The 21,710-nt window shown below is 64.3% G+C and carries 20 protein-coding genes; 11 read left to right on the plus strand and 9 right to left on the minus strand.

The genetic code is table 11. The annotated features are described in order from the left end of the window. The first annotated feature begins 53 nt into the window (after nt 1–53). Nucleotides 54–1,259 (plus strand): aminotransferase class V-fold PLP-dependent enzyme, encoded by a 1,206-nt coding sequence (locus AC1RCO_RS10745; protein ID WP_404674126.1) that lies wholly within the window; start codon nt 54–56, stop codon nt 1,257–1,259. Next, nucleotides 1,256–1,666: a SufE family protein gene (locus tag AC1RCO_RS10750; RefSeq protein WP_065364552.1), complete on the plus strand. Its 411-nt coding sequence runs from the start codon at nt 1,256–1,258 to the stop codon at nt 1,664–1,666. The genes AC1RCO_RS10745 and AC1RCO_RS10750 overlap by 4 nt, the downstream gene beginning before the upstream one ends. 82 nt (nt 1,667–1,748) lie before the next feature. On the opposite strand, the gene tcdA is transcribed toward AC1RCO_RS10750, so the two are convergent. Next, entirely contained in the window at nt 1,749–2,564 is an 816-nt protein-coding gene (gene tcdA / locus AC1RCO_RS10755; protein WP_404674127.1) for a tRNA cyclic N6-threonylcarbamoyladenosine(37) synthase TcdA, read from the minus strand. Nucleotides 2,565–2,781: 217 nt separating this feature from the next. On the opposite strand from tcdA, the gene AC1RCO_RS10760 reads away from it, so the two are divergent. The 4 genes from AC1RCO_RS10760 to AC1RCO_RS10775 all read left to right on the plus strand — a co-directional run bounded on the left by AC1RCO_RS10760 (nt 2,782) and on the right by AC1RCO_RS10775 (nt 7,982). Beyond that, nucleotides 2,782–5,373 carry a glycosyltransferase gene (locus tag AC1RCO_RS10760; protein ID WP_011059514.1) on the plus strand — a complete coding sequence of 864 codons (2,592 nt, stop codon included), beginning with the start codon at nt 2,782–2,784 and terminating at the stop codon, nt 5,371–5,373. 185 nt (nt 5,374–5,558) lie between these two features. Continuing rightward, nucleotides 5,559–6,710: a succinyl-diaminopimelate desuccinylase gene (dapE, locus tag AC1RCO_RS10765; RefSeq protein WP_492617691.1), complete on the plus strand. Its 1,152-nt coding sequence runs from the start codon at nt 5,559–5,561 to the stop codon at nt 6,708–6,710. Beyond that, nucleotides 6,710–7,519 (plus strand): putative RNA methyltransferase, encoded by an 810-nt coding sequence (locus AC1RCO_RS10770; RefSeq protein WP_041116198.1) that lies wholly within the window; start codon nt 6,710–6,712, stop codon nt 7,517–7,519. The genes dapE and AC1RCO_RS10770 overlap by 1 nt, the downstream gene beginning before the upstream one ends. 85 nt (nt 7,520–7,604) lie before the next feature. Next, nucleotides 7,605–7,982, plus strand: a complete 378-nt coding sequence (locus AC1RCO_RS10775) for a hypothetical protein (RefSeq protein ID WP_011059511.1) — start codon at nt 7,605–7,607, stop codon at nt 7,980–7,982. A gap of 103 nt (nt 7,983–8,085) precedes the next feature. On the opposite strand, the gene AC1RCO_RS10780 is transcribed toward AC1RCO_RS10775, so the two are convergent. Continuing rightward, the gene (locus tag AC1RCO_RS10780; protein WP_011059510.1) at nt 8,086–8,295 is read right to left on the minus strand and encodes a cold-shock protein; all 210 of its coding nucleotides are present in this window, start codon (nt 8,293–8,295) and stop codon (nt 8,086–8,088) included. Between the two features lie 247 nt (nt 8,296–8,542). Here AC1RCO_RS10780 and plsB point away from each other — a divergent pair, with 247 nt between their 5' ends. Genes plsB through AC1RCO_RS10795 form a run of 3 tightly spaced genes read left to right on the plus strand, consistent with a single transcriptional unit; the run spans nt 8,543 to nt 12,212 of the window. After that, on the plus strand, nt 8,543–11,047 hold the full coding sequence (gene plsB, locus AC1RCO_RS10785; protein WP_011059509.1) for a glycerol-3-phosphate 1-O-acyltransferase PlsB: 2,505 nt from the start codon (nt 8,543–8,545) through the stop codon (nt 11,045–11,047). A gap of 52 nt (nt 11,048–11,099) precedes the next feature. Next, nucleotides 11,100–11,498, plus strand: a complete 399-nt coding sequence (locus AC1RCO_RS10790) for a YbaY family lipoprotein (RefSeq protein WP_011059508.1) — start codon at nt 11,100–11,102, stop codon at nt 11,496–11,498. 24 nt (nt 11,499–11,522) lie between these two features. Then, nucleotides 11,523–12,212 (plus strand): DUF4197 domain-containing protein, encoded by a 690-nt coding sequence (locus AC1RCO_RS10795; RefSeq protein WP_492617692.1) that lies wholly within the window; start codon nt 11,523–11,525, stop codon nt 12,210–12,212. A 122-nt stretch (nt 12,213–12,334) separates the two neighbouring features. Here AC1RCO_RS10795 and AC1RCO_RS10800 read toward each other — a convergent pair whose 3' ends face one another. Both AC1RCO_RS10800 and AC1RCO_RS10805 read right to left on the minus strand, forming a co-directional pair. Beyond that, nucleotides 12,335–15,391, minus strand: coding sequence for an efflux RND transporter permease subunit (locus AC1RCO_RS10800; RefSeq protein ID WP_011059506.1), 3,057 nt, complete (start codon nt 15,389–15,391; stop codon nt 12,335–12,337). A 6-nt stretch (nt 15,392–15,397) separates the two neighbouring features. Continuing rightward, entirely contained in the window at nt 15,398–16,486 is a 1,089-nt protein-coding gene (locus AC1RCO_RS10805; protein ID WP_011059505.1) for an efflux RND transporter periplasmic adaptor subunit, read from the minus strand. 94 nt (nt 16,487–16,580) lie between these two features. On the opposite strand from AC1RCO_RS10805, the gene AC1RCO_RS10810 reads away from it, so the two are divergent. Further along, nucleotides 16,581–17,216 carry a TetR/AcrR family transcriptional regulator gene (locus AC1RCO_RS10810; protein WP_015634319.1) on the plus strand — a complete coding sequence of 212 codons (636 nt, stop codon included), beginning with the start codon at nt 16,581–16,583 and terminating at the stop codon, nt 17,214–17,216. Between the two features lie 98 nt (nt 17,217–17,314). Here the strand turns inward: AC1RCO_RS10810 and AC1RCO_RS10815 are convergent, their stop codons facing one another. After that, nucleotides 17,315–18,097 (minus strand): class I SAM-dependent methyltransferase, encoded by a 783-nt coding sequence (locus AC1RCO_RS10815; protein WP_019093907.1) that lies wholly within the window; start codon nt 18,095–18,097, stop codon nt 17,315–17,317. Nucleotides 18,098–18,191: 94 nt separating this feature from the next. On the opposite strand from AC1RCO_RS10815, the gene AC1RCO_RS10820 reads away from it, so the two are divergent. Continuing rightward, nucleotides 18,192–18,809, plus strand: coding sequence for a hypothetical protein (locus AC1RCO_RS10820; RefSeq protein WP_015634318.1), 618 nt, complete (start codon nt 18,192–18,194; stop codon nt 18,807–18,809). Nucleotides 18,810–18,817: 8 nt separating this feature from the next. Here AC1RCO_RS10820 and AC1RCO_RS10825 read toward each other — a convergent pair whose 3' ends face one another. Genes AC1RCO_RS10825 through AC1RCO_RS10840 form a run of 4 tightly spaced genes read right to left on the minus strand, consistent with a single transcriptional unit; the run spans nt 18,818 to nt 21,553 of the window. Further along, nucleotides 18,818–19,516 (minus strand): extensin-like domain-containing protein, encoded by a 699-nt coding sequence (locus tag AC1RCO_RS10825; RefSeq protein ID WP_077933409.1) that lies wholly within the window; start codon nt 19,514–19,516, stop codon nt 18,818–18,820. 13 nt (nt 19,517–19,529) lie between these two features. Then, nucleotides 19,530–20,360: an isocitrate lyase/PEP mutase family protein gene (locus AC1RCO_RS10830; protein ID WP_065364557.1), complete on the minus strand. Its 831-nt coding sequence runs from the start codon at nt 20,358–20,360 to the stop codon at nt 19,530–19,532. Nucleotides 20,361–20,393: 33 nt separating this feature from the next. Beyond that, nucleotides 20,394–21,254, minus strand: a complete 861-nt coding sequence (locus AC1RCO_RS10835) for a DUF72 domain-containing protein (protein WP_026020060.1) — start codon at nt 21,252–21,254, stop codon at nt 20,394–20,396. Beyond that, a complete protein-coding gene (locus AC1RCO_RS10840) occupies nt 21,251–21,553 on the minus strand; it encodes a hypothetical protein (RefSeq protein ID WP_015634315.1) in 303 nt (100 codons plus the stop codon). The genes AC1RCO_RS10835 and AC1RCO_RS10840 overlap by 4 nt, the downstream gene beginning before the upstream one ends. Nucleotides 21,554–21,710 lie beyond the last annotated feature (157 nt).

Below are 21,710 nucleotides of genomic sequence, written 5' to 3' on the forward strand. Positions count from 1 at the left end.
CCGGCCAGGCGCTTATCATCGGCGCCCGGCCTGTTCAAACGAGTTCTGCCACCATGCTTGTAGCCTCCCCCTGGCGCGCCGACTTCCCGGCCATCGCCGCCCTGCATCGCCAGGACCAGACGTACCTGGACAACGCCGCCACCACGCAAAAACCCCAAGCCCTGCTGGACGCGCTGGCGCACTACTACGCCAATGGCGCGGCCAATGTGCATCGTGCGCAACACCTGCCCGGCGCCCACGCCACCCAAGCGTTCGAAGACAGCCGCAGCAAGGTCGGCCAATGGCTGAATGCCGGTGACAGTGGGCAAATCGTCTTCACCCACGGCGCGACCTCCGCGCTGAATCTTCTGGCCTACGGCCTGGAGCACCAATTTTCCCCGGGCGATGAAATCGTCATCAGCGCCCTGGAGCACCACGCCAATCTGCTGCCCTGGCAGCAACTGGCCCAACGTCGCGGTCTCAAGCTGCTGGTCCTGCCCCTGGACCCGGACGGCCTGATCGACGTCGACGCGGCAAGCCGCTTGATCGGCCCGCGCACCCGTTTGCTGGCGGTGAGCCAGCTGTCCAACGTGCTTGGCGCCTGGCAACCCTTGACCCCACTGCTGGCCATGGCCAGGGCCCAGGGCGCACTGACGGTGATCGACGGCGCCCAGGGCGTGGTCCATGGCCGCCACGATGTCCAGGCCCTGGGCTGCGACTTCTATGTGTTCTCCAGCCACAAGCTGTACGGCCCGGATGGGGTCGGCGTGCTGTTTGGCCGTCATGCAGCACTCAAGGGCCTGCGCCACTGGCAGTTCGGCGGTGAAATGGTCCAGGACGCCGATTACCAGCACGCCAGCTTCCGCCCCGCCCCCCTGGGCTTCGAGGCCGGTACACCGCCGATTGCCGGGGTCATCGGCCTGGGTGCCACCCTGGATTATCTCGCCGGCCTGGATCAGCAAGCACTGGCCGACCATGAAGCAGCGCTGCACGCCTACCTGCTGCACGGCTTGCAGGCGCGCAATGGCATCCGCCTGCTGGGCTCGCCGCAAGTGGCCCTGGTCAGTTTTGTCGTGGATGGGGTGCACAACGCCGACCTGGCGCACCTGCTGACCGAACAAGGCATTGCCGTACGCGCCGGGCATCACTGCGCCATGCCGCTGATGAAGAGCCTGGGGTTGGCCGGAGCGATTCGCGTGTCATTGGCGCTGTACAACGATTCCGAGGACCTGGAGCGTTTCTTCGAAGCCCTGGATCAGGCCCTGGAACTGCTGCGATGAGCCTGCCGGCGGATGCCGTCGCCGCCCTGGAGATTTTCCAGGGGGCTGCCGGCTGGGAACAGCGGGCGCGCCTGCTGATGCAATGGGGCGAGCGCCTGCCGCCCCTGAGCGAGGCCGACCGGGTCGAGGCCAACCGGGTGCACGGCTGTGAAAGCCAGGTCTGGCTGGTGGCGGCCCTGGAAAACGGTCATTGGCAGTTTGCCGCGGCCAGCGACGCGCGGCTGATTCGCGGGCTGGTGGCCCTGCTCCTGGCGCGGGTCAATGGCCTGACGGCACAGCAGTTGCGGGAAGTGGACCTGGCCGACTGGTTCAACCAGTTGGGCCTGTCGCGCCAGCTCTCGCCCTCGCGCAGTAATGGCCTGAACGCCGTCTTGCAACGCATGAGCGAACTGGCCAGCGCCCCCTAACTCCGTAGGAGCCTGCTTGCTGGCCAACAGGCCCATAAGCCTTGCACCCTCCTCGCGGCCCTCTTCGCTGGCAAGCCAGCTCCTACGGGGCGGCGGGCTTGCTGCGCTCCGACGGGCGGCGCACGCCGGCGACAATCTTGTCCACTGCCTTGGTCGCCGCCACCATGCCGAAGGTCGCGGTCACCATCATCACCGCGCCAAAGCCGCCGGCACAGTCGAGCTTGACGCCATCGCCGACAAAACTCTTCTGCAGGCAGATGCTGCCGTCCGGCTTCGGATAACGCAGCTGCTCGGTGGAAAACACGCAAGGCACGCTGTAGTGCCGGGTTACGGTGCGCGAGAAACCGTAGTCGCGGCGCAGGGTGGACCGCACCTTGGAGGCCAACGGGTCATTGAAGGTACGGTTCAGGTCGCAGACCTGGATCAGCGTCGGGTCGATCTGCCCCCCCGCGCCGCCGGTGGTGATGATCTGGATCTTGCGTCGCTTGCACCAGGCAATCAGCGCCGCCTTGGCATTGACACTGTCGATGCAGTCGATCACGCAATCGATGTCTGGGGTGATGTACTCGGCCATGGTCTCGCGGGTGACGAAGTCCGGCACCGCGTGCACCCTGCAGCCCGGATTGATGCCCCGCAGGCGTTCGGCCATGACCTCGACCTTGGGCTTGCCCACGGTGCTGTCCAGCGCGTGCAACTGGCGGTTGCTGTTGCTGACGCAGACATCGTCGAGGTCGAACAGCGAGATCTCGCCCACCCCGCAACGGGCGATGGCTTCCGCCGCCCAGGAACCGACCCCGCCGACGCCAACGATCGCCACATGGGCCGCCCGCAGCCGTTCCAGGCCTTCAATGCCATACAAACGGGCGACGCCGGCAAACCGTGGATCTTCTGTACTCATGACCATCACCTAAAAAACCGGCGCGCATTATAGGGCCTCAACGCGACAAGTTTTAACCTTGAAGCTACAAGTAAAGAACTTAAACCCGAATACAGTGCCCAAGGTCTGGCTTTCCTCTGTGCGCTGTACGCTCAGTTGAGGGCCGGTGTAGGATGCCCGCCGTTTGGCGCCTGCCAACCCTTCCCTCGTTCCACACCTTTTGGAACCCGAAATAGCTATGTCATCGCGTAAATTTGGACTCAACCTGGTGATAGTGCTGGCCATTGCCGCGCTGTTCACCGGTTTCTGGGCGCTGATCAATCGCCCGGTCTCGGCCCCCGACTGGCCGGAACAGATCTCCGGTTTTTCCTACTCGCCTTTCCAGCAGGGCCAGTTCCCGCAGAAGGACCAGTACCCGTCCGACGATGAAATGCGTCGCGACCTGGAGATCATGAGCAAGCTGACCGACAACATCCGTACCTATTCGGTGGACGGCAGCCTGGAAGACATCCCGAGGCTCGCGGAAGAGTTCGGCCTGCGCGTGACCCTGGGGATCTGGATCAGCCCGGACCTGGAGCGCAACGAGCGGGAAATCATGCGTGCCATCGAACTGGCCAATACCTCCCGCAGCGTCGTGCGGGTGGTGGTGGGTAACGAGGCGATCTTCCGCAAGGAAATCACCGCCGACCAACTGTCGGTGATTCTCGACCGGGTGCGTGCCGCGGTAAAAGTTCCGGTCACCACCTCGGAGCAATGGCACGTCTGGGAGGAAAACCCGGGGCTGGCCAAGCACGTCGACCTGATCGCGGCGCACATCCTGCCCTACTGGGAGTTCATCCCGGTGGACAAGGCCGAGCAGTTCGTCCTCGACCGCGCCCGGGACCTGAAGAAGATGTTCCCGAAAAAACCGCTGCTGCTGTCCGAAGTGGGCTGGCCGAGCAACGGCCGCATGCGTGGTGGCGCCGACGCCAGCCCGGCGGACCAGGCGATCTACCTGCGTACCCTGGTCAACAAGCTCAACCGCCAGGGCTACAACTACTTTGTCATCGAAGCCTTCGACCAGCCGTGGAAGGCCAGCGACGAAGGTTCGGTGGGCGCCTACTGGGGCGTGTTCAACGCCGCGCGCCAGCAGAAATTCAACTTCGAAGGCCCGGTGGTGGCCATCCCGCAATGGCGGGTGCTGGCCATCGGCTCGGTGGTGCTGGCGCTGCTGTCGCTGACCCTGCTGATGATCGACGGCTCGGCCCTGCGCCAGCGCGGCCGGACCTTCCTGACCTTTATCGCGTTCCTCTGCGGTTCGGTGCTGGTGTGGATCGGCTACGACTACAGCCAGCAATACAGCACCTGGTTCAGCCTGACGGTGGGCTTCCTCCTGGCCCTCGGCGCGCTGGGGGTGTTCATCGTGCTGCTGACCGAGGCCCATGAACTGGCCGAAGCGGTGTGGATCCACAAGCGCCGGCGCGAATTCCTGCCGGTGGAGGGGGACTCCAGCTACCGGCCGAAAGTCTCGATCCACGTGCCCTGCTACAACGAGCCGCCGGAGATGGTCAAACAGACCCTCAATGCCCTGGCCAACCTCGATTACCCGGACTTCGAAGTCCTGATCATCGACAACAACACCAAGGACCCGGCGGTCTGGGAACCGGTGCAGGCCTATTGCGAGACCCTCGGCCCGCGCTTCAAGTTCTTCCACGTCGCGCCCCTGGCCGGCTTCAAGGGCGGTGCGCTGAACTATCTGTTGCCGCACACCGCCAAGGACGCCGAAGTGATCGCGGTGATCGACTCCGACTACTGCGTCGACCGCAACTGGCTCAAGCACATGGTGCCGCACTTCGCCGATCCGAAGATCGCCATCGTGCAGTCGCCCCAGGACTATCGCGACCAGAACGAAAGCACCTTCAAGAAGCTCTGCTACGCGGAATACAAAGGCTTCTTCCATATCGGCATGGTCACCCGCAACGACCGTGACGCGATCATCCAGCACGGCACCATGACCATGACCCGACGCACAGTGCTCGAAGAGCTGGGCTGGGCCGACTGGTGCATCTGCGAAGACGCCGAGCTGGGCCTGCGGGTGTTCGAGAAAGGCCTGTCGGCGGCGTACCACCACGAAAGCTACGGCAAGGGCCTGATGCCCGACACCTTCATCGACTTCAAGAAGCAGCGTTTCCGCTGGGCCTATGGCGCGATCCAGATCATCAAGCGCCACACCGCCAGCCTGCTGCGCGGCAAGAACACCGAGCTGACCCGTGGCCAGCGCTACCACTTCCTCGCGGGCTGGCTGCCGTGGGTAGCGGACGGCATGAACATCTTCTTCACCGTCGGCGCCCTGCTGTGGTCGGCGGCGATGATCATCGTGCCGCAACGGGTCGACCCGCCGCTGCTGATCTTCGCCATCCCGCCGCTGGCGCTGTTCGTGTTCAAGGTGGGCAAGATCATCTTCCTCTACCGCCGTGCAGTGGGGGTCAACCTCAAGGACGCGTTCTGCGCGGCCCTGGCGGGCCTGGCCTTGTCCCACACCATCGCCAAGGCGGTGCTGTACGGCTTCTTCACCAGCAGCATTCCGTTCTTTCGCACCCCGAAGAACGCCGACAACCACGGCTTCTGGGTGGCGATCTCGGAAGCCCGGGAAGAGCTGTTCATCATGCTGCTGTTGTGGGGCGCGGCGCTGGGGATCTTCCTGGTGCAGGGCCTGCCGAGCAACGACATGCGCTTCTGGGTGACCATGCTCCTGGTGCAGTCTTTGCCTTACGTGGCAGCGCTGGTCATGGCCTTCCTTTCGTCGCTGCCAAAACCGGCGGAAGAAAGCCAGCCGGCTCCAGCTGCCTAAATCGATCCAAAGCACTAAACGGCGGCCTCTGGCCGCCGTTTTGCTTTAAGATATCCGCCATTTTGCGCGCCTCGCCCAACCCTGTAGGAGCTGGCTTGCCAGCGAACCAAGCAACGCGGTGTATCGATTAAACCGCCCTCGCCGCCCCGCCGGCTCCTGCACAATGCCTTGCACCGGAGTTACCCATGACGGCCCATGCCGAGCTTTCGCCGACCCTGCAACTTGCCTGTGATCTGATCCGTCGCCCCTCGGTGACGCCGATCGACGCCGACTGCCAGAAGCTGATGATGCAGCGCCTGGGGGATGCCGGCTTCAAGCTGGAACCGATGCGCATCGAGGACGTGGACAACTTCTGGGCCAGCCATGGCCAGCATGAAGGCCCGGTGCTGTGTTTTGCCGGCCACACCGACGTGGTGCCTACCGGCCCGGTCCAGGCCTGGCAGAACGACCCGTTCGACGCTCTGATCGACGAGCACGGCATGCTCTGCGGCCGTGGCGCAGCGGACATGAAGGGCAGCCTGGCAGCCATGCTGGTGGCCGCTGAGCGTTTCGTCACCGACTACCCGGACCACAAGGGCTCGGTAGCCTTCCTCATCACCAGCGACGAAGAAGGCCCCGCGCACCATGGCACCAAGGCCGTGGTGGAGCGCCTGGCAGCACGCAAGGAGCGCCTGGACTGGTGCATCGTCGGTGAGCCTTCGAGCACCAGCCTGGTGGGCGACGTGGTCAAGAACGGTCGTCGTGGCTCCCTCGGCGCCAAGCTCACCGTGCGCGGGGTACAGGGCCACGTGGCCTACCCGCACCTGGCGAAGAACCCGATCCACCTGGCGGCCGCAGCCCTGGCGGAACTGGCGGCGGAGCACTGGGATGACGGCAACGCCTTCTTCCCACCCACCAGTTTCCAGATCTCCAACCTCAATTCCGGCACCGGCGCCACCAACGTGATCCCCGGTGATCTGGTGGCGGTGTTCAACTTCCGCTTCTCCACCGAATCCACGGTGGAAGGCCTGCAGCAGCGGGTCGCGGCCATCCTCGACAAGCACGGCCTGGACTGGCATGTGGAGTGGGCCCTGTCCGGCCTGCCGTTCCTCACCGAACCCGGCGCCCTGCTGGACGCGGTATCGGCCAGCATCAAGCAGGTCACCGGGCGCGACACCAAGGCCTCCACCAGTGGCGGCACCTCCGACGGGCGCTTCATCGCCACCCTGGGCACCCAGGTGGTGGAACTGGGCCCGGTCAACGCCACCATCCATCAGGTCAACGAGCGGGTACTGGCCAGCGACCTCGATGTGCTGACCGAAATCTACTACCAGACCCTGATCAAGTTGCTCGCCTGATGCTTGCCTGTCCTCTCTGCAGTGCCCCGCTGAACGCCGTGGACAACGGCGTGGTCTGCCCGGCCGGGCATCGTTTCGACCGGGCACGCCAGGGCTACCTGAACCTGCTGCCGGTGCAGCACAAGAACAGCCGTGACCCGGGCGACAACCAGGCCATGGTCGAGGCCCGCCGCGACTTTCTCAACGCCGGGCACTACGCCCCGGTGGCCCGGCGCCTGGCGGAGCTGGCGGCAGAACGCGCGCCCCAGCGCTGGGTCGACATCGGCTGTGGCGAGGGTTACTACACCGCGCAACTGGCCCAGGCCCTGCCCGCTGCCGATGGCTACGCCCTGGATATTTCCCGGGAGGCGGTGAAGCGCGCCTGCCGTCGTGCCCCGCAACTGACCTGGATGGTCGCCAGCATGGCGCGCATCCCCCTGGCGGACGCCAGCTGCCAGTTCCTGGCCAGCGTCTTCAGCCCCCTCGACTGGCTGGAGGCCAAGCGCCTGCTCAGCCCCGGCGGCGGCCTGATGAAGGTAGGTCCCACCAGCGGCCACCTGATGGAACTGCGCGAACGCCTGTACGACGAAGTACGCGAATACACCGACGACAAGCACCTGGCCCTGGTGCCCGAAGGCATGGCCCTGGCCCACAGCGAAACCCTGGAGTTCAAGCTGCACCTGGAACGCCCGCAAGACCGCGCCAACCTGCTGGCCATGACGCCCCACGGCTGGCGCGCCAGCGCCGAGCGCCGCGCCGCGGTGATCGAGCAGGCCGAGCCTTTCGAGGTCAGCGTATCGATGCGCTACGATTACTTCGTGCTGCAATAACCCACTAAAACCCAAGGCCCCGAGCCTGTGCTCGCGGCCGAAGAAATCCGCGAATGGATTTTTCAGACCGGCAATGAGGACATCCATGCGCCAGCCCGATATCGAGATTTACCTGAAAGACGCCGACGTCGACTACAAGGCCATCGCCGCCTGGCTTGGCGCCGTGCTTGGCCCGTGCAGCGACTGGGTACAAAAAGGCCAGACCTACAAATGCACCGCAGGCCAGGTGCCCGTGACCTGGCTGCCCAAGGCCGTGGGCAAGTGGAACAGCCTGTACCTGGAAAGCGACCAGACCCCGTGGGATGACGACATCGCCTGCGCCCGCGCCGCCTTTGCCGCGTTGAATGTGGAGGTGCGCTGCGCACCGGGCAGCTGGGTCGAGGAAGAGGGTGAAGAGTCCGCCGATCGCTGGATTCGCATCAGCGCCGACGGTGAAGAAGAGATTACCTGGCGCACTGCCTGAACAGTGCATACCCGTAGGAGCCGGCTTGCCGGCGAAGAGGCCTTCAAGACTTGCGTTCGATAGACGGGCGCCTTCGCTGGCAAGCCAGCTCCTACAGGGTGGGTTACAGGCCGACGACGTCTTCGGCTTGCAGACCTTTCTGGCCTTCGACCACAGCGTATTCCACCTGCTGGCCTTCGGTCAGGGAGCGGTGGCCTTCGCCACGGATCGCCCGGTAGTGGACAAATACGTCCGCCCCGCCTTCACGCTGGATAAAACCGTAGCCCTTGGCGTCGTTGAACCACTTCACGTTGCCTGTCTCACGAGTAGTCATGAATCCATACCTCATTTTTTTATTATTGGATTGGCGCACTGCAACCAAACCCTGAGAACTTTCCCCCAGCCTGCCTCTCTATGAGTGAAAGCGATACGACCGCGGGAGAGTCGGCCGAGTATATGACAGGCGTAAAAACTCTCAACTCAATCTTGTTTCGGCGCTTTTTTGCCGATTTTCGGCGAATCCGGCACACTACCGGCCCCGAGCAGTTGCTCGGTTTTCTACTCACTCACGCAGAAGCCGTATGACCCGCTCCCCGATCCGCCGTCTTGTGTTTGGCACCTTGCGCCGACTGCTGTACCTCTGGGTCCGCTCGGAAACCATCAACCAGTCGTCCTTCACCCTCGACCTCGACCGCAGCCGACCGGTGTTCTACGTCCTGCAAAACCCGTCCCTGACCGATCTCGCCGTGGTCGATACCGAATGCACCAAGGCTGGACTGCCACGTCCGGTACTGCCGGTGTCGGTGGGCAACCTGCTGGAACCGGCGGCCTTCTTCTACCTGACCCCGGAGCCCGACTGGCTTGGTCGCCAGGACAAGCGCGGGGCGCCACCGACCCTGACCCGGCTGGTCAGCGCACTGACCCAGAATGCCGCCGAAGATGCACAGATCATTCCGGTCAGCGTGTTCTGGGGCCAGTCGCCGGACAGCGAGTCGAGCCCGTGGAAGCTGCTGTTCGCCGACAGCTGGGCGGTCACCGGGCGCCTGCGCCGGCTGCTGAGCATCATGATCCTGGGACGCAAGACCCGGGTGCAGTTCTCCGCACCGATCAACCTGCGCGAGCTGATCGAGCACAACAAGGGCCACGAGCGCACCGTGCGCATGGCCCAGCGCATCCTGCGGGTGCACTTTCGCAACCTCAAGGCTGCGGTCATCGGCCCGGACATTTCCCACCGGCGCAACCTGGTCAAGGGCCTGCTCAACCAGCCCCTGGTGAAACAGGCGATCCTCGACGAGGCCGAGCGCGAAAAGATTTCCCCGGAAAAAGCCAAGGCCCAGGCCCTGCGCTACGGCAACGAGATCGCCTCGGACTACACCTACACCGCGATCCGCTTCCTGGAAGTGGTGCTGAGCTGGTTCTGGAACAAGATCTACGACGGGATCAAGGTCAACCACCTCGAAGGCGTGCAGAAGATCGCCCAGGGCCACGAAGTGATCTACGTGCCCTGCCACCGCAGCCATATCGACTACCTGCTGCTGTCCTACCTGCTGTTTCGCAACGGCCTGACCCCGCCGCACATCGCCGCCGGGATCAACCTCAACATGCCGGTGATCGGCGGCCTGCTGCGTCGCGGCGGGGCCTTCTTCATGCGCCGCACCTTCAAGGGCAACCCGCTCTACACCTCGGTGTTCAACGAATACCTGCACACCTTGTTCACCAAGGGTTTCCCGGTGGAGTACTTCGTCGAGGGCGGCCGTTCGCGCACCGGGCGCATGCTGCAACCCAAGACCGGGATGCTGGCAATCACCCTGCGCAGCTTCCTGCGCTCCTCGCGCATGCCCATCGTCTTCGTACCGGTGTACATCGGCTATGAAAGGGTGCTGGAAGGCCGGACCTACCTGGGCGAGCTGCGCGGCGCGAGCAAGAAGAAAGAGTCGATCTTCGACATCTTCAAGGTCATCGGCGCCCTCAAGCAGCGCTTCGGCCAGGTGGCAGTGAACTTCGGCGAACCGATCAAGCTGGCGGAATTCCTCGACCAGGAACAGCCGGACTGGCGGACCCAGGAGCTGGGCCCGCAGTACCGCCCGGCCTGGCTCAATGAAACTACCAACCGTCTCGGCGAGCGGGTGGCCCAGCACCTCAACGAAGCCGCGGCGATCAACCCGGTGAACCTGGTGGCCCTGGCCCTACTCTCCACCACCCGTCTGGCCCTAGACGACCGCGCCATGGCGCGGGTCCTGGACCTGTACCTGGCACTGCTGCGTCGCGTTCCCTACTCGCCCCATACCACCTTGCCCGAAGGCGACGGCCGGGCTCTGATCCAGCACGTCAAGGACATGGACCTGCTGGCCGAACAGAGCGACGCCCTGGGCAAGATCCTCTACCTGGACGAGCAGAACGCCGTCCTGATGACCTACTACCGCAACAACGTGCTGCACATCTTCGCCCTACCGGCGTTGCTGGCGAGCTTCTTCCAGAGCTCGTCGCGCATGAGCCGCGAACAGATCCTGCGCTATACCCGCGCGCTCTATCCCTACCTGCAATCGGAGCTGTTCATCCGCTGGCCGCTGGATGAGCTGGACGCGGTGGTGGACCAGTGGCTGGAGGCCTTTGTCGAACAGGGCCTGCTGCGCTTCGAGAAGGACCTGTACCAGCGCCCGGCCCCAAGCTCGCGGCATTTCGTCCTGCTGACCCTGCTGTCCAAGAGCATTGCCCAGACCCTGCAACGCTTCTACATGGCTATTTCCCTGTTGCTCAACAGCGGCCAGAACAGCATCAGCGCCGAGGAGCTGGAAGACCTGTGCACGGTCATGGCCCAGCGCCTGTCGATCCTGCATGGCCTCAATGCCCCGGAGTTCTTCGACAAGAGCCTGTTCCGCCACTTTATCCAGACCCTGCTGGACCAGGGTGTGCTGCGCCGCGACGAAGCCGGCAAGCTGAGCTACCACGAAGCGCTGGGGGAACTGGCCGAAGGTGCCGCCAAGCGCGTGCTGCCGGCAGAAATTCGCCTGTCGATCCGCCAGGTCGCCCTGCACCGCAGCGAAGACGCCGCCGACCAGCTCGCGGCACCTGCGCAAAACGACTAGATTCTTACGGGCGCCGGGAGCAGCTGCGGCGCCCTCGATACGGAGATCCGCGATGAAAAAGCTCAGCCTGCTGGCCGCCACTGCGCTGCTCGGCGCTTGCCAGTCCATGAATCCCGCTGCCAAGGCCAGCCTCGACGGCGAAGTCTTCTACTTGCAGCGCATCGCCCTGCCTCCGGCCGCCACCCTGAGCGTGAGCCTGCAGGACGTGTCACTGGCCGACGCCCCTGCCGTGGTCCTGGCCGAGCAGAGCGGTCCGGTCAAGGGCCAGGTGCCGCTGCCCTTTCACCTCAGCTACGACCCGGCCCAGGTCAAGCCCGGCCACCGCTATTCGGTCAGCGCGCGGATTGAAGTGGCTGGCCAGCTGGTCTTCATCACCACCGAAAACAACGCCGTTAAACTCGACGGCAGCGACCCGCAGCCCTTGAAGCTGCGGGTCGACGCTGTTCGTTAATTCTTATTGCACAAGGAAGCCGCCATGCTCCGTACTTCGCTTCGTTTCACCAGCCTGTGCGCTGGCCTGTTGATCTCCGCCAGCGCCCTGGCCCTGTCCCTGAGCGACCTGTCCCAGGGTGACGCCAGCGGTGGCCTGAAAGATGCCCTGACCCAGAGTGCGCAGATCGCCGTCAAACAGCTGGGCACCCCAGGTGGTTTCAGCAACAACCCCGAGGTGCGCATCGAGCTGCCGGGCAACCTGGGCAAGGTCGCGAAAAAAATGAAACAGTTCGGCATGGGCGACCAGGTCGATCAGCTTGAAACCAGCATGAACAAGGCTGCCGAGGCCGCTGTGCCGCAAGCCCAGGCCCTGTTGGTGGATGCCGTGAAGAAGATGACCGTGGCTGACGCCAAGGGCATTCTTGCCGGCGGCAAGGACTCCGCCACCCAATACCTGGACAAGAGCAGCCGCGAGCAGATCCGCGCCAAGTTCCTGCCGATCGTCAAGCAGGCCACTGACCAGGTCGGCCTGGCCAAGCAGTACAACTCCTTCGCCGGCCAGGCTGCGACGCTCGGCGTGCTGGATGCCAAGAGCGCAAACATCGAGAGTTACGTGACCGAACAAGCCCTCAATGGCCTGTTCGAAATGATCGGCAAGCAGGAAGAAACCATTCGCCAGAACCCGGCGGCAGCCGCCACCAGCCTGGCCAAGAAAGTCTTCGGCACCCTGTAAGCCTCCCCGCTACCTGTAGGAGCCAGCTTGCCGGCGAAGATGTCGCCAGGACAAGCGCCTGCCCCAAGGGCCTCTTCGCCGGCAAGCCGGCTCCTACAGGATGTATTCCCGCATACCGGTTCCTAGGTTTTCTTGACCCTGAACCAGGCCGCATACAGCGCCGGCAGGAACAACAGGGTCAGCGCCGTCGCCACGATCAGCCCACCCATGATGGCCACTGCCATCGGCCCGAAGAACACACTGCGCGACAGCGGGATCATCGCCAGCACCGCCGCCAGGGCGGTCAGCACGATGGGCCGGAAACGCCGCACCGTGGCTTCGATGATCGCATCCCAGGGCTTGTGCCCCGCCTTGATGTCCTGCTCGATCTGGTCCACCAGGATCACCGAGTTGCGCATGATCATCCCCGACAGGGCAATGGTGCCGAGCATGGCCACGAAGCCGAAGGGCTGGCGGAACACCAGCAGGAACAAGGTGACCCCGATCAATCCCAGGGGCGCCGTGAGGAACACCATGGCCGTGCGCGAGAAACTGCGCAGCTGGATCATCAGCAAGGTCAGCACCACCACGATGAACAGCGGCACGCCGGCCTTCACCGAGTTCTGGCCCCGGGTCGAGTCCTCGACCGTGCCACCCACTTCCAGCAGGTAGCCATCGGGCAGCTCGGCGCGAACCGGCTCCAGGGTCGGCAGGATCTGCTGCACCAGGGTCGCCGGCTGCTCCTTGCCGTAGATGTCGGCGCGCACGGTGACGTTGGGCAGGCGGTTGCGGTGCCAGATCACCCCTTCTTCGAAGCCGTACTCCAGGGTTGCCACCTGGGACAGGGACACGCTCTGGCCATTCTCGGTAGGCACGGCCAAGCTCGGCAGCAACGACAGCTCGGTGCGTTCCTCGCGGGTGCCCCGCAGCAGGATCTCGATCAGCTCGTTGTCTTCCCGGTACTGGCTGACGGTGGAACCGATCAGCGAACTCTGGAGGAATTTCGACAGGTTGGCGGTGCTCACTCCCAAGGCCCGGGCCCGGTCCTGGTCGATGTTCAGGTAGACCACCTTGCTGGGCTCTTCCCAGTCCAGGTGCACGTTGACCACATGGGGGTTCTCTCGCACCTTGGCCGCTACCTTGCGCGCCAGGGCGCGGACTTCCTCAATGTGCTCGCCGGTGACCCGAAACTGCACCGGGTAGCCCACGGGCGGCCCGTTCTCCAGGCGCGTGACCCGCGAGCGCAGCGCCGGGAACTGCTCGTTGAGGGTTTCGATCAACCAGCCGCGCAGCTCTTCACGCTCCTCAATGCTCTTGGCCAGCACCACGAACTGGGCAAAGCTGGTGGCCGGCAGTTGCTGGTCCAGCGGCAGGTAGAACCGCGGCGAACCGGTGCCCACGTAGGCCACGTAGTTGTCGATGCCCGCATGCTCCTTGAGCAGGGCTTCCAGGCGCTTGACCTCATCGGCGGTGTTGCTCAGGGACGCGCCTTCCGCCAGCTTCAGGTCGACCATCAGTTCCAGGCGACCCGAGGCCGGGAAGAATTGCTGGGGAACGAAACGGAACAGCATCACCGAGCCGACGAACAGCAGGATGGTCAGGACGATCACCGTCTTGCGCCGCTCCACGCACCAGCCCACTACCCGCCGTACCCGCTGGTAGAAGGGTGTACCGTGGGGATTGGATTCGGCGCCGTGCTTGGCGGCGTGGATCTTCGCCAGGTCCGGCAGCAGTTTTTCCCCCAGGTACGGCACGAACACCACGGCTGCAATCCACGAGGCCACCAGGGCAATGGTCACCACCTGGAAGATCGAACGGGTGTATTCGCCCGTGCCGGACTGGGCCGTGGCGATCGGCAGGAAGCCCGCCGCAGTGATCAGGGTGCCGGTGAGCATGGGGAAGGCGGTACTGGTCCAGGCGAAGCTGGCGGCCTTGATCCGGTCGAAGCCCTGCTCCATCTTGATCGCCATCATCTCTACCGCAATGATCGCGTCGTCCACCAGCAAGCCCAGGGCCAGCACCAGCGCCCCCAGGGAAATCTTGTGCAGGCCGATCCCCAGGTAGTACATGGTGGCGAAGGTCATCGCCAGCACCAGGGGAATCGCCAGGGCCACCACCATCCCGGTCCGCACTCCCAGGGAGAAGAAACTCACCAGCAGCACGATGATCAGGGCCTCGGCCAGCACCCGGACGAACTCGCCCACCCCAGTCTTCACCGCCGCCGGCTGGTCGGATACCTTGCGCAGTTCCATCCCCGCCGGCAGGCTTTTCTGCAGGCGCGAGAACTCGCCTTCCAGGGCCTTGCCCAGCACCAGGATGTCACCCCCCTCCTTCATCGCCACAGCCAGGCCGATGGCGTCTTCACCCATGAAGCGCATGCGCGGCGCGGGCGGATCGTTGAAACCACGACGCACGTCCGCCACATCACCGATGCGGAAGGTACGACCGGCGACGCGGATCGGGAAATTGCGGATCTGCTCCACGGTCTGGAAATTGCCCGACACCCGCAGTTGCACCCGCTCGCTCGGGGTCTCGAAGAACCCGGCGGTGGACACTGCGTTCTGTTCTTCCAGGGCCTGTTGCACCGCCGCCAGGGGCAGGCCCAGGGTCGCCAGCTTGACGTTGGACAGCTCGATCCAGATTTTCTCGTCCTGCAGGCCCAGCAGGTCGACCTTGCCCACGTCCTTGACCCGTTGCAGCTGGATCTGGATGCGGTCGGCGTAGTCCTTGAGTACCGCGTAGTCGAAGCCCTGCCCGGTCAACGCATAGATATTGCCGAAGGTGGTGCCGAACTCATCGTTGAAGAACGGCCCCTGGATACCGGGCGGCAGGGTCTGCCGAATATCGCTGATCTTCTTGCGTACCTGGTACCACAGCTCGGGAACCTCGTTGGAGTGCATCGAGTCCCGGGCGATGAAGGTCACCTGGGACTCCCCCGGCCGCGAGAAGGACACGATGCGGTCGTACTCGCCAGTCTCCATCAGCTTCTTTTCAATGCGCTCGGTGACCTGGCGCGAGACTTCCTGGGCCGTGGCCCCGGGCCAGTTGGTGCGGATCACCATGGCCTTGAAGGTGAAAGGCGGATCCTCGCTCTGCCCCAGCTTGGTGTAGGACAGCGCACCGACAATGGCCAGCAGCAGCATCAGGAACAGAACGATCTGGCGATTGCGCAACGCCCAGGCGGAAAGGTTGAAACCCATCGGGGATTACTCCTTGGCCGCCAGATTGACCACGCGGTTGGAGCGATCCACCGGGCGCACCTGCAAGCCCTCATGGAGCACATGCACCCCCGCGGCCACCACCCAATCGCTGGCGCTCAGCCCTTCCAGCACCGGCACGCTCTTCTCGCCGAAGGCGCCGACCCGCACCGGGGTCTTGTGCAGGGTATTGTTGGCATCCACCCGCCAGACATAAGTCGCCCCGCCTTCCGCGGACAACGCCGACAGCGGCACCGACAGCGGCACCGCATCGCCGCTCTGGATGAACACCCGGGCACTCTGGCCCAGCTCGGCGGGAACCTTGCCGGCAGTGAAGGCAATACGCGCGGCGAAGGTCCGGGACTTGGGATCGGCAGCAGGCGACAGCTCGCGGATGCGCCCGTCGAAACGCTGGCCCGGCTGGGTCCAGAGCTCCACCGATACCGGCTGGCCGACCTTGAAGCGGCCGTAGTTCTGCTCGGGGAAGCTGATCAGCACCTCACGCTCGCCATCGGTGGCCAGGGTGAAGACCGTCTGCCCGGCCGCCACCACCTGCCCCACTTCCACCGCACGCTTGGCCACCACGCCGTCCTGCGGCGCGCGCAGCACCGCGTAGCCGGCCTGGTTGTTGGCCACATCGAACTCGGCCTTGATCTGCTTCAGGCGCGCTTCGCCGGAACGGTAGAGGTTCTCGGCGTTGTCGTATTGGGAATGGCTGACCATCTGCCGCTCCAGCAGGGTCTTGTAGCGATCACGCTCGGCGCGCACCAGGTTGAGGTTGGCGCTGGCTGCAGTGACCTGGGCCCGGGTGGCTTCAAGTTGCAGGCGCACGTCCTGCGGGTCGAGCTCCGCCAGGGGCTGGTTGGCCTTGACCCGCTCGCCCTCCTCCACCAGCCGTCGGCTGACCTTGCCGCCGATACGGAATGCCAGGTCCGGCTCATAGCGGGCGCGCACCTCGCCCGGGTAGCTGTCCGAAGCTCTTGCCGAGGGCTCTGGCTGGACCACCATGGCCGGCCGGATGCCAATTTGAACGGGCTCTTCGTGCCCACAAGCAGACAGAAAAAAAGCCAGGCTGACTGGCAAGGCATAGCGGAACATGGCGGCGACCTTTCGCTAATGGTGCTTGGAATATTTATACTGGCCGGTATGTTATTAATAGCAAACTCACCAGTCCAGTATTAACAGCGAAAAAATGTCCGACAATATTTCCGCAAACGTTGGGCCAGGCAGGCCCAAGGATCTGGCCAAGCGCCAGGCCATTCTCGAAGCAGCCAAAGTCCTGTTCTTGAGCAATGGCTACGCCAGTACCAGCATGGATGCGGTCGCCGCTGAGGCCGGGGTTTCAAAGCTCACGGTCTACAGCCATTTCAATGACAAGGAGACCTTGTTCACCGCCGCTGTGGTGGCCAAGTGCGAAGAACAGCTGCCCACGCTGATCTACGAACTGACCCCCGACACGCCGGTGGAGAATGTTCTGCTGAACATCGCCCGGGGCTTTCACCATCTGATCAACAGCGACGAGTCGGTGAACCTGCACCGCCTGATCATGACGCTGGGCAGCCAGGACCCCAAGCTCTCGCAGATCTTCATCGAGGCCGGTCCCGAACGGGTGCTGCTGGGCATGGAGCGGCTGCTGGCGAAGATCAATCAGCTGGGCACCCTGCGCATCGACAAGCCGCGCAACGCCGCCGAGCACTTTTTCTGCATGCTCAAGGGCGGGGCGAATTTCCGCCTGCTCTACGGCTGCGGCGAACCCTTGAGGGGCGCCGCCGCAGAGGAGCATGTGCAGGAAGTGGTGGCGCTGTTCATCCGCGCCTACCGGCCGTAGAAACCAGCAGGTGCAGGAGCTGGCTGATGTAGGAGCGGGCTTGCCAGCGAAGCGGACTGAAGACCGCCTTCGCCGGCAAGCCGGCTGCTACAGGGGGCTCAGGCCTTGAGGGCCTTCTTCGGGTAGATGTCGTAGCGGCTGGATTTGCCCTCCAGCCCATGGCTGGGCTTGGGCCCTTCGATGCACGGCGCCTTGCGCGGACGCTTGACCACCACCCGGTGGCTGGCCAGGGCCAGGGCCGCGGCGAGCAGGGCCGGGGCGTCGTTGTCATCGCCCACCAGTGGCCGGAACAAGCGCATTTCCTTCTTCACCAGGGCACTTTTCTCCCGATGGGGAAACATCGGGTCGAGGTAGATCACCTGGGGCGGTTCACCCTGCCAGTTGCGCATCAGCTCGATGGAATTGCCCTTGAGCAGGTGCATGCGGGCCACGATAGGCCCTACCTCGGCGTCCAGCGCAGCGCGGGCCAGGCCGTCTTCCAATAGCGCACCAATCAATGGCTGGCGCTCGATCAGGCTCATCTCGCAACCCAGGGTCGCCAGCACGAAGCCGTCCTTGCCCAGACCGGCCGTGGCATCCAGCACCCGTGGCCGCACGCCCTGGGCCACACCCACCGCCTTGGCGATCATCTGCCCGCTGCCGCCGCCGTACAGCCGCCGATGGGCTGCACCACCCTCGACGAAATCCACCCGTACCGGCCCGGGCGCGTCCGGCCCCAATTGCTGCAACTGCAGGCCCTGCTCCCCCACTTGCAAGGCGAACTCGGCCTCATCGACCTGCAGCGCCAGCCCCAGGCGCTCGGCCCATTGCTCGGCCGCTGGGGCGAATCCGGCGCCCAGGGCCTCGACTTTGATGCGGCAGGCTGCGGGTTGCTCATTCATTTGAAAACACACTCAAAAAATTAATGATCGGCAAAAACTGCCGATAACAGGACTATCGGCCATTTTGCCAGAGCTCAAGCGTCGACCGAGAGCAATGTCAGACATTCAACGCACATCGATAGGTTATATCTCGCCCCACGGCGACTATGGCCTGCGCAACTCCCAGGCACTGAGCGGCGTCAGCCATCTGTGGCAGGACTTCTTTGCCCAGGCCCTGGCCGAGCAACGGGGTGAAGGTGCGAGCGTTGAATCGGTACCGGCGGTGGCCATCGATGGCCCGGTTGAACCGGCTGGCGGCAGCGATGTGCTGGCGCAGATCGTCAATCAGCGTCATTGCGACGTGCAAGACACCGAGGTCCGCCCGCCGGAGCCGCTGTTCCTGCCTATCGCCGAGTTTGAAATGGACCTGCTGGATAAACCCGCCCCGCCCTTCCCGCCAGAAGAGATCGTGGCCCAGCAGCGCCAGCAGGATTTCGAAAGTGGCTGGGTACGCCCGATCGTGCTCAACGCCGGCCAGCCGATTCCTGCTCCAGGCCCTGCGCCGGAGCCCCGCCCACTGCACCTGCCGATCGCCGAATTCGAACTGGACCTGCTGGACAAACCCGCCGAGCCGTTCCCGCCTCAGGAACTCATCGAGCAACAGCGGGCGATGGACTTCGATATCGGCTGGGCCCGCCCACTGATCCTGCAGAACCTGCGCATCGCCGCCTGAGCCCAGCCTCAGCGACACACCCACCAAGGCCCTACATCCAGATGAAAGTGGTTGCGATGGGCATTGTTGTAGTCCGGCCCCAGCACCACGTTGAACGCATCACAGGCGCCATCCCGGGCCAGGCGCAGAAACCGGCCTTCATTGCTGTCCTTGGGCCAATCCCGGAGCACGCTGATGCTGCGCCCATCCCCCAGGCGAAAGCCGGCGATGTCCAGGGCGTTGGCACTGGCATGCTGGCTGCGGGCACCGCTCTCGCGGCTGTACATGTTGCGGCAGGCGAAACTGCCCAGGTGATCGACTCGCGCCACCCGCTGGCCGTACACCGCCTGCGCGGCCGACTGCAGCCCATGGCGCTCATACAGGGCAAAGGCCACCGCCAGCGGGCAACTGGCGAGAAAGCTGCTGCTCAGGGCCACGTCGCCACCCTGTACACGCAGGGTATTGCTCAATGGGCAAGCGACGTCCGTGCGGCTGTCGGGCTGGCGGCTGGTACGCAAACCCGAGCCCGCCAGCACCTGGTCGCACAGTTGCGGGTCATCCCGCAGCCGCGCCAGCTTGAAACGGGTCAACAGGTTGGGCTTGGCCCGCACGTCCAGCGGCGCCCAGGGATTCCAACTGTCCGCGACGGGCAACCAGCCCAGGCGAACACCGATCAACAACAGGGCGCCCAGCAACAACAAGGCGCCCAGGACTTTCACTACCCGCACAGACACTCCCGTTTCACGGCTGCTTGAACATTTGATTGATCTGCCCGAACGGCATCGCCCGGTCGGCAAAATCGAAACGCCCGTGGCTATGGATATCTTGCGCAGCCCGGTAGAAGGCTCCGTAAGCGGCCCGCGCCAGGGCCGAACCGACACTGATGCGCTTGACGCCCAGCTCCGACAATTGCGCCACGCTGAGGTTGAGGCCTCCCGACATCAGCACGTTCACCGGCTTGGGCGCCACCGCCCGCACCACCTGCTGGATATCCTCGGCACTGCCCAGGGCCGGGGCATAGAGCACATCGGCACCGGCCTCGGCAAAGGCCTGCAAGCGGCGAATGGTGTCTGCCAGATCATCACGCCCGTGCAGCAGGTTTTCCGCCCGGGCGGTCAGGGTAAAGGGAAAGGGCAGACTGCGAACGGCCGCCACGCAGGCCTCGATGCGTTCCACCGCCAGCTGGAAATCGTAGATCGGCTGCTCGGCATGGCCCGTGGCGTCCTCGATCGAAGCACCGACCACACCGCTGGCCGCCGCAAGAAGCAGCGCCTGGGCACAGCCTTCGGGGCTGTCGGAAAACCCGTTTTCCAGGTCCGCCGCCACCGGCAGGCTGCTGGCGCCGACGATGCTGCGCACGTTGTCCAGCGTGTCCTCCAGGCTGAGTGCACCTTCGGCATCCGGGCGCCCCAGGGAAAAGGCATAGCCGGCGCTGGTGGTGGCCAGGGCCTCGAAGCCGAGGCTGGCGAGCATCTTCGCCGAACCGGCATCCCAGGGGTTGGGAATGACGAAGGCTCCGGCGCGTTCATGCAGGGCCCTGAAGGCAGTGGCTCGAAGGGTTTGCGCGTCCATTGGCTCGCTCCTGAAGAAGGCCGTGAAGGCGCTTCAGAGCAAGCCGAGTTGCTCCGCAGCGGGCTCTCTGTATAACTCAGGCAATGCGGGCAAGCCAGGCAAACGTTGCATCAGCCGGGCGTGAAAACGCCGCGCCAGTTCGGCCGCCAGACGGTTGTCCGAAGTGTGCAGGAACACGTAGGGCGTACGCCCCTCTTCGATCCAGCCGGCGACCTTGTCGATCCAGGGCTCAAGGAAAGGATCGTTGGCCTCAAGCTCCGGATGACCGATGAAGCGCACCTGGGGAAACTGGGTGAAGGCTGCGGGGCGCGGTGGCACCTTGGGCTTTTTCGACTGCGCATGCAGCACCGCAGGAGCGGTCGACGTGCAACTGAACAGGGCCCGCGGGTCGAGGCAGATGCGTTCCACGCCACGCTCGCGCAGCAGCCGGTTGAGCATGCGCTCGGCATCGCCCTTGGTGAAGAACTCCGGATGTCGCACTTCCACCGCCAGCGGCCGCTCCAGGCCATCGATGAACCCGGCCAGTTCCGCCAGACGCTGGGGCGCAAAGCTGGCCGGCAACTGCAGCCACAGCGGCGACACCCGCTCACCCAGGGGGCTGAGCAGCTGGATAAAGGACTCAGCGGCGCTCAACTGCTCGCGCAGGTCGCCGCCGTGACTGATGTCACCGGGGAACTTGGCGGTAAAGCGAAAGTGCTCGGGCATGATCTCGGCCCAGCGCTGCACGGTTCCGGGCGCCGGCCGTGCATAGAAGGTGGTATTGCCTTCGACGGCGTTGAAGACCTGGCAATACAGGCCGAGGAAATCATTGGGCCGGGCGTCTTCCGGGTACAGGTACTCACGCCAGGCGTTTTCGCTCCAGGAAGGACAACCGAGGAAATAAGGCAGCATCAGATATGCAGGTCGAGACCCACCACTTCCATATCCCAATCGACAAAGCCGGCGGTGGTCAGGTAGCTGGCCAGGGCGTTGGCCACGCTCTTTTTCATCGCCCGCTGGAAGATCATGTCCTGGGGGCGGGCGGGAAGATTGCCGGTGCGTGGGGAAGAAGCCTGGGAACGGCTCTGGGCCGAAGGCTCGGGCTGCACTTCAATGGCGTCGGCATCGTCCAGGGACTCGTCTACCAGCGCACGGCCTTTGCGAGGCTTGCGCTTGATGGGGTAGGACTGAGAGGAGATGCCGTCTATACGCATACAGAAAAGCCCGGGGTCGATGATGGCAATTTAGCGGCACCGCTTCGACTTAGCAAATGCCCAAGTGATAACTAGAACACAGAAAAGCCAAAAGGTTTAAAACCGGGCAGGTTCAGGCTGAAAAAACGGACGATTGGCGGGCGTATGCAGGAGTTAT

It is taken from the genome of Pseudomonas sp. GW823-FHT03E05 (assembly GCF_058796855.1).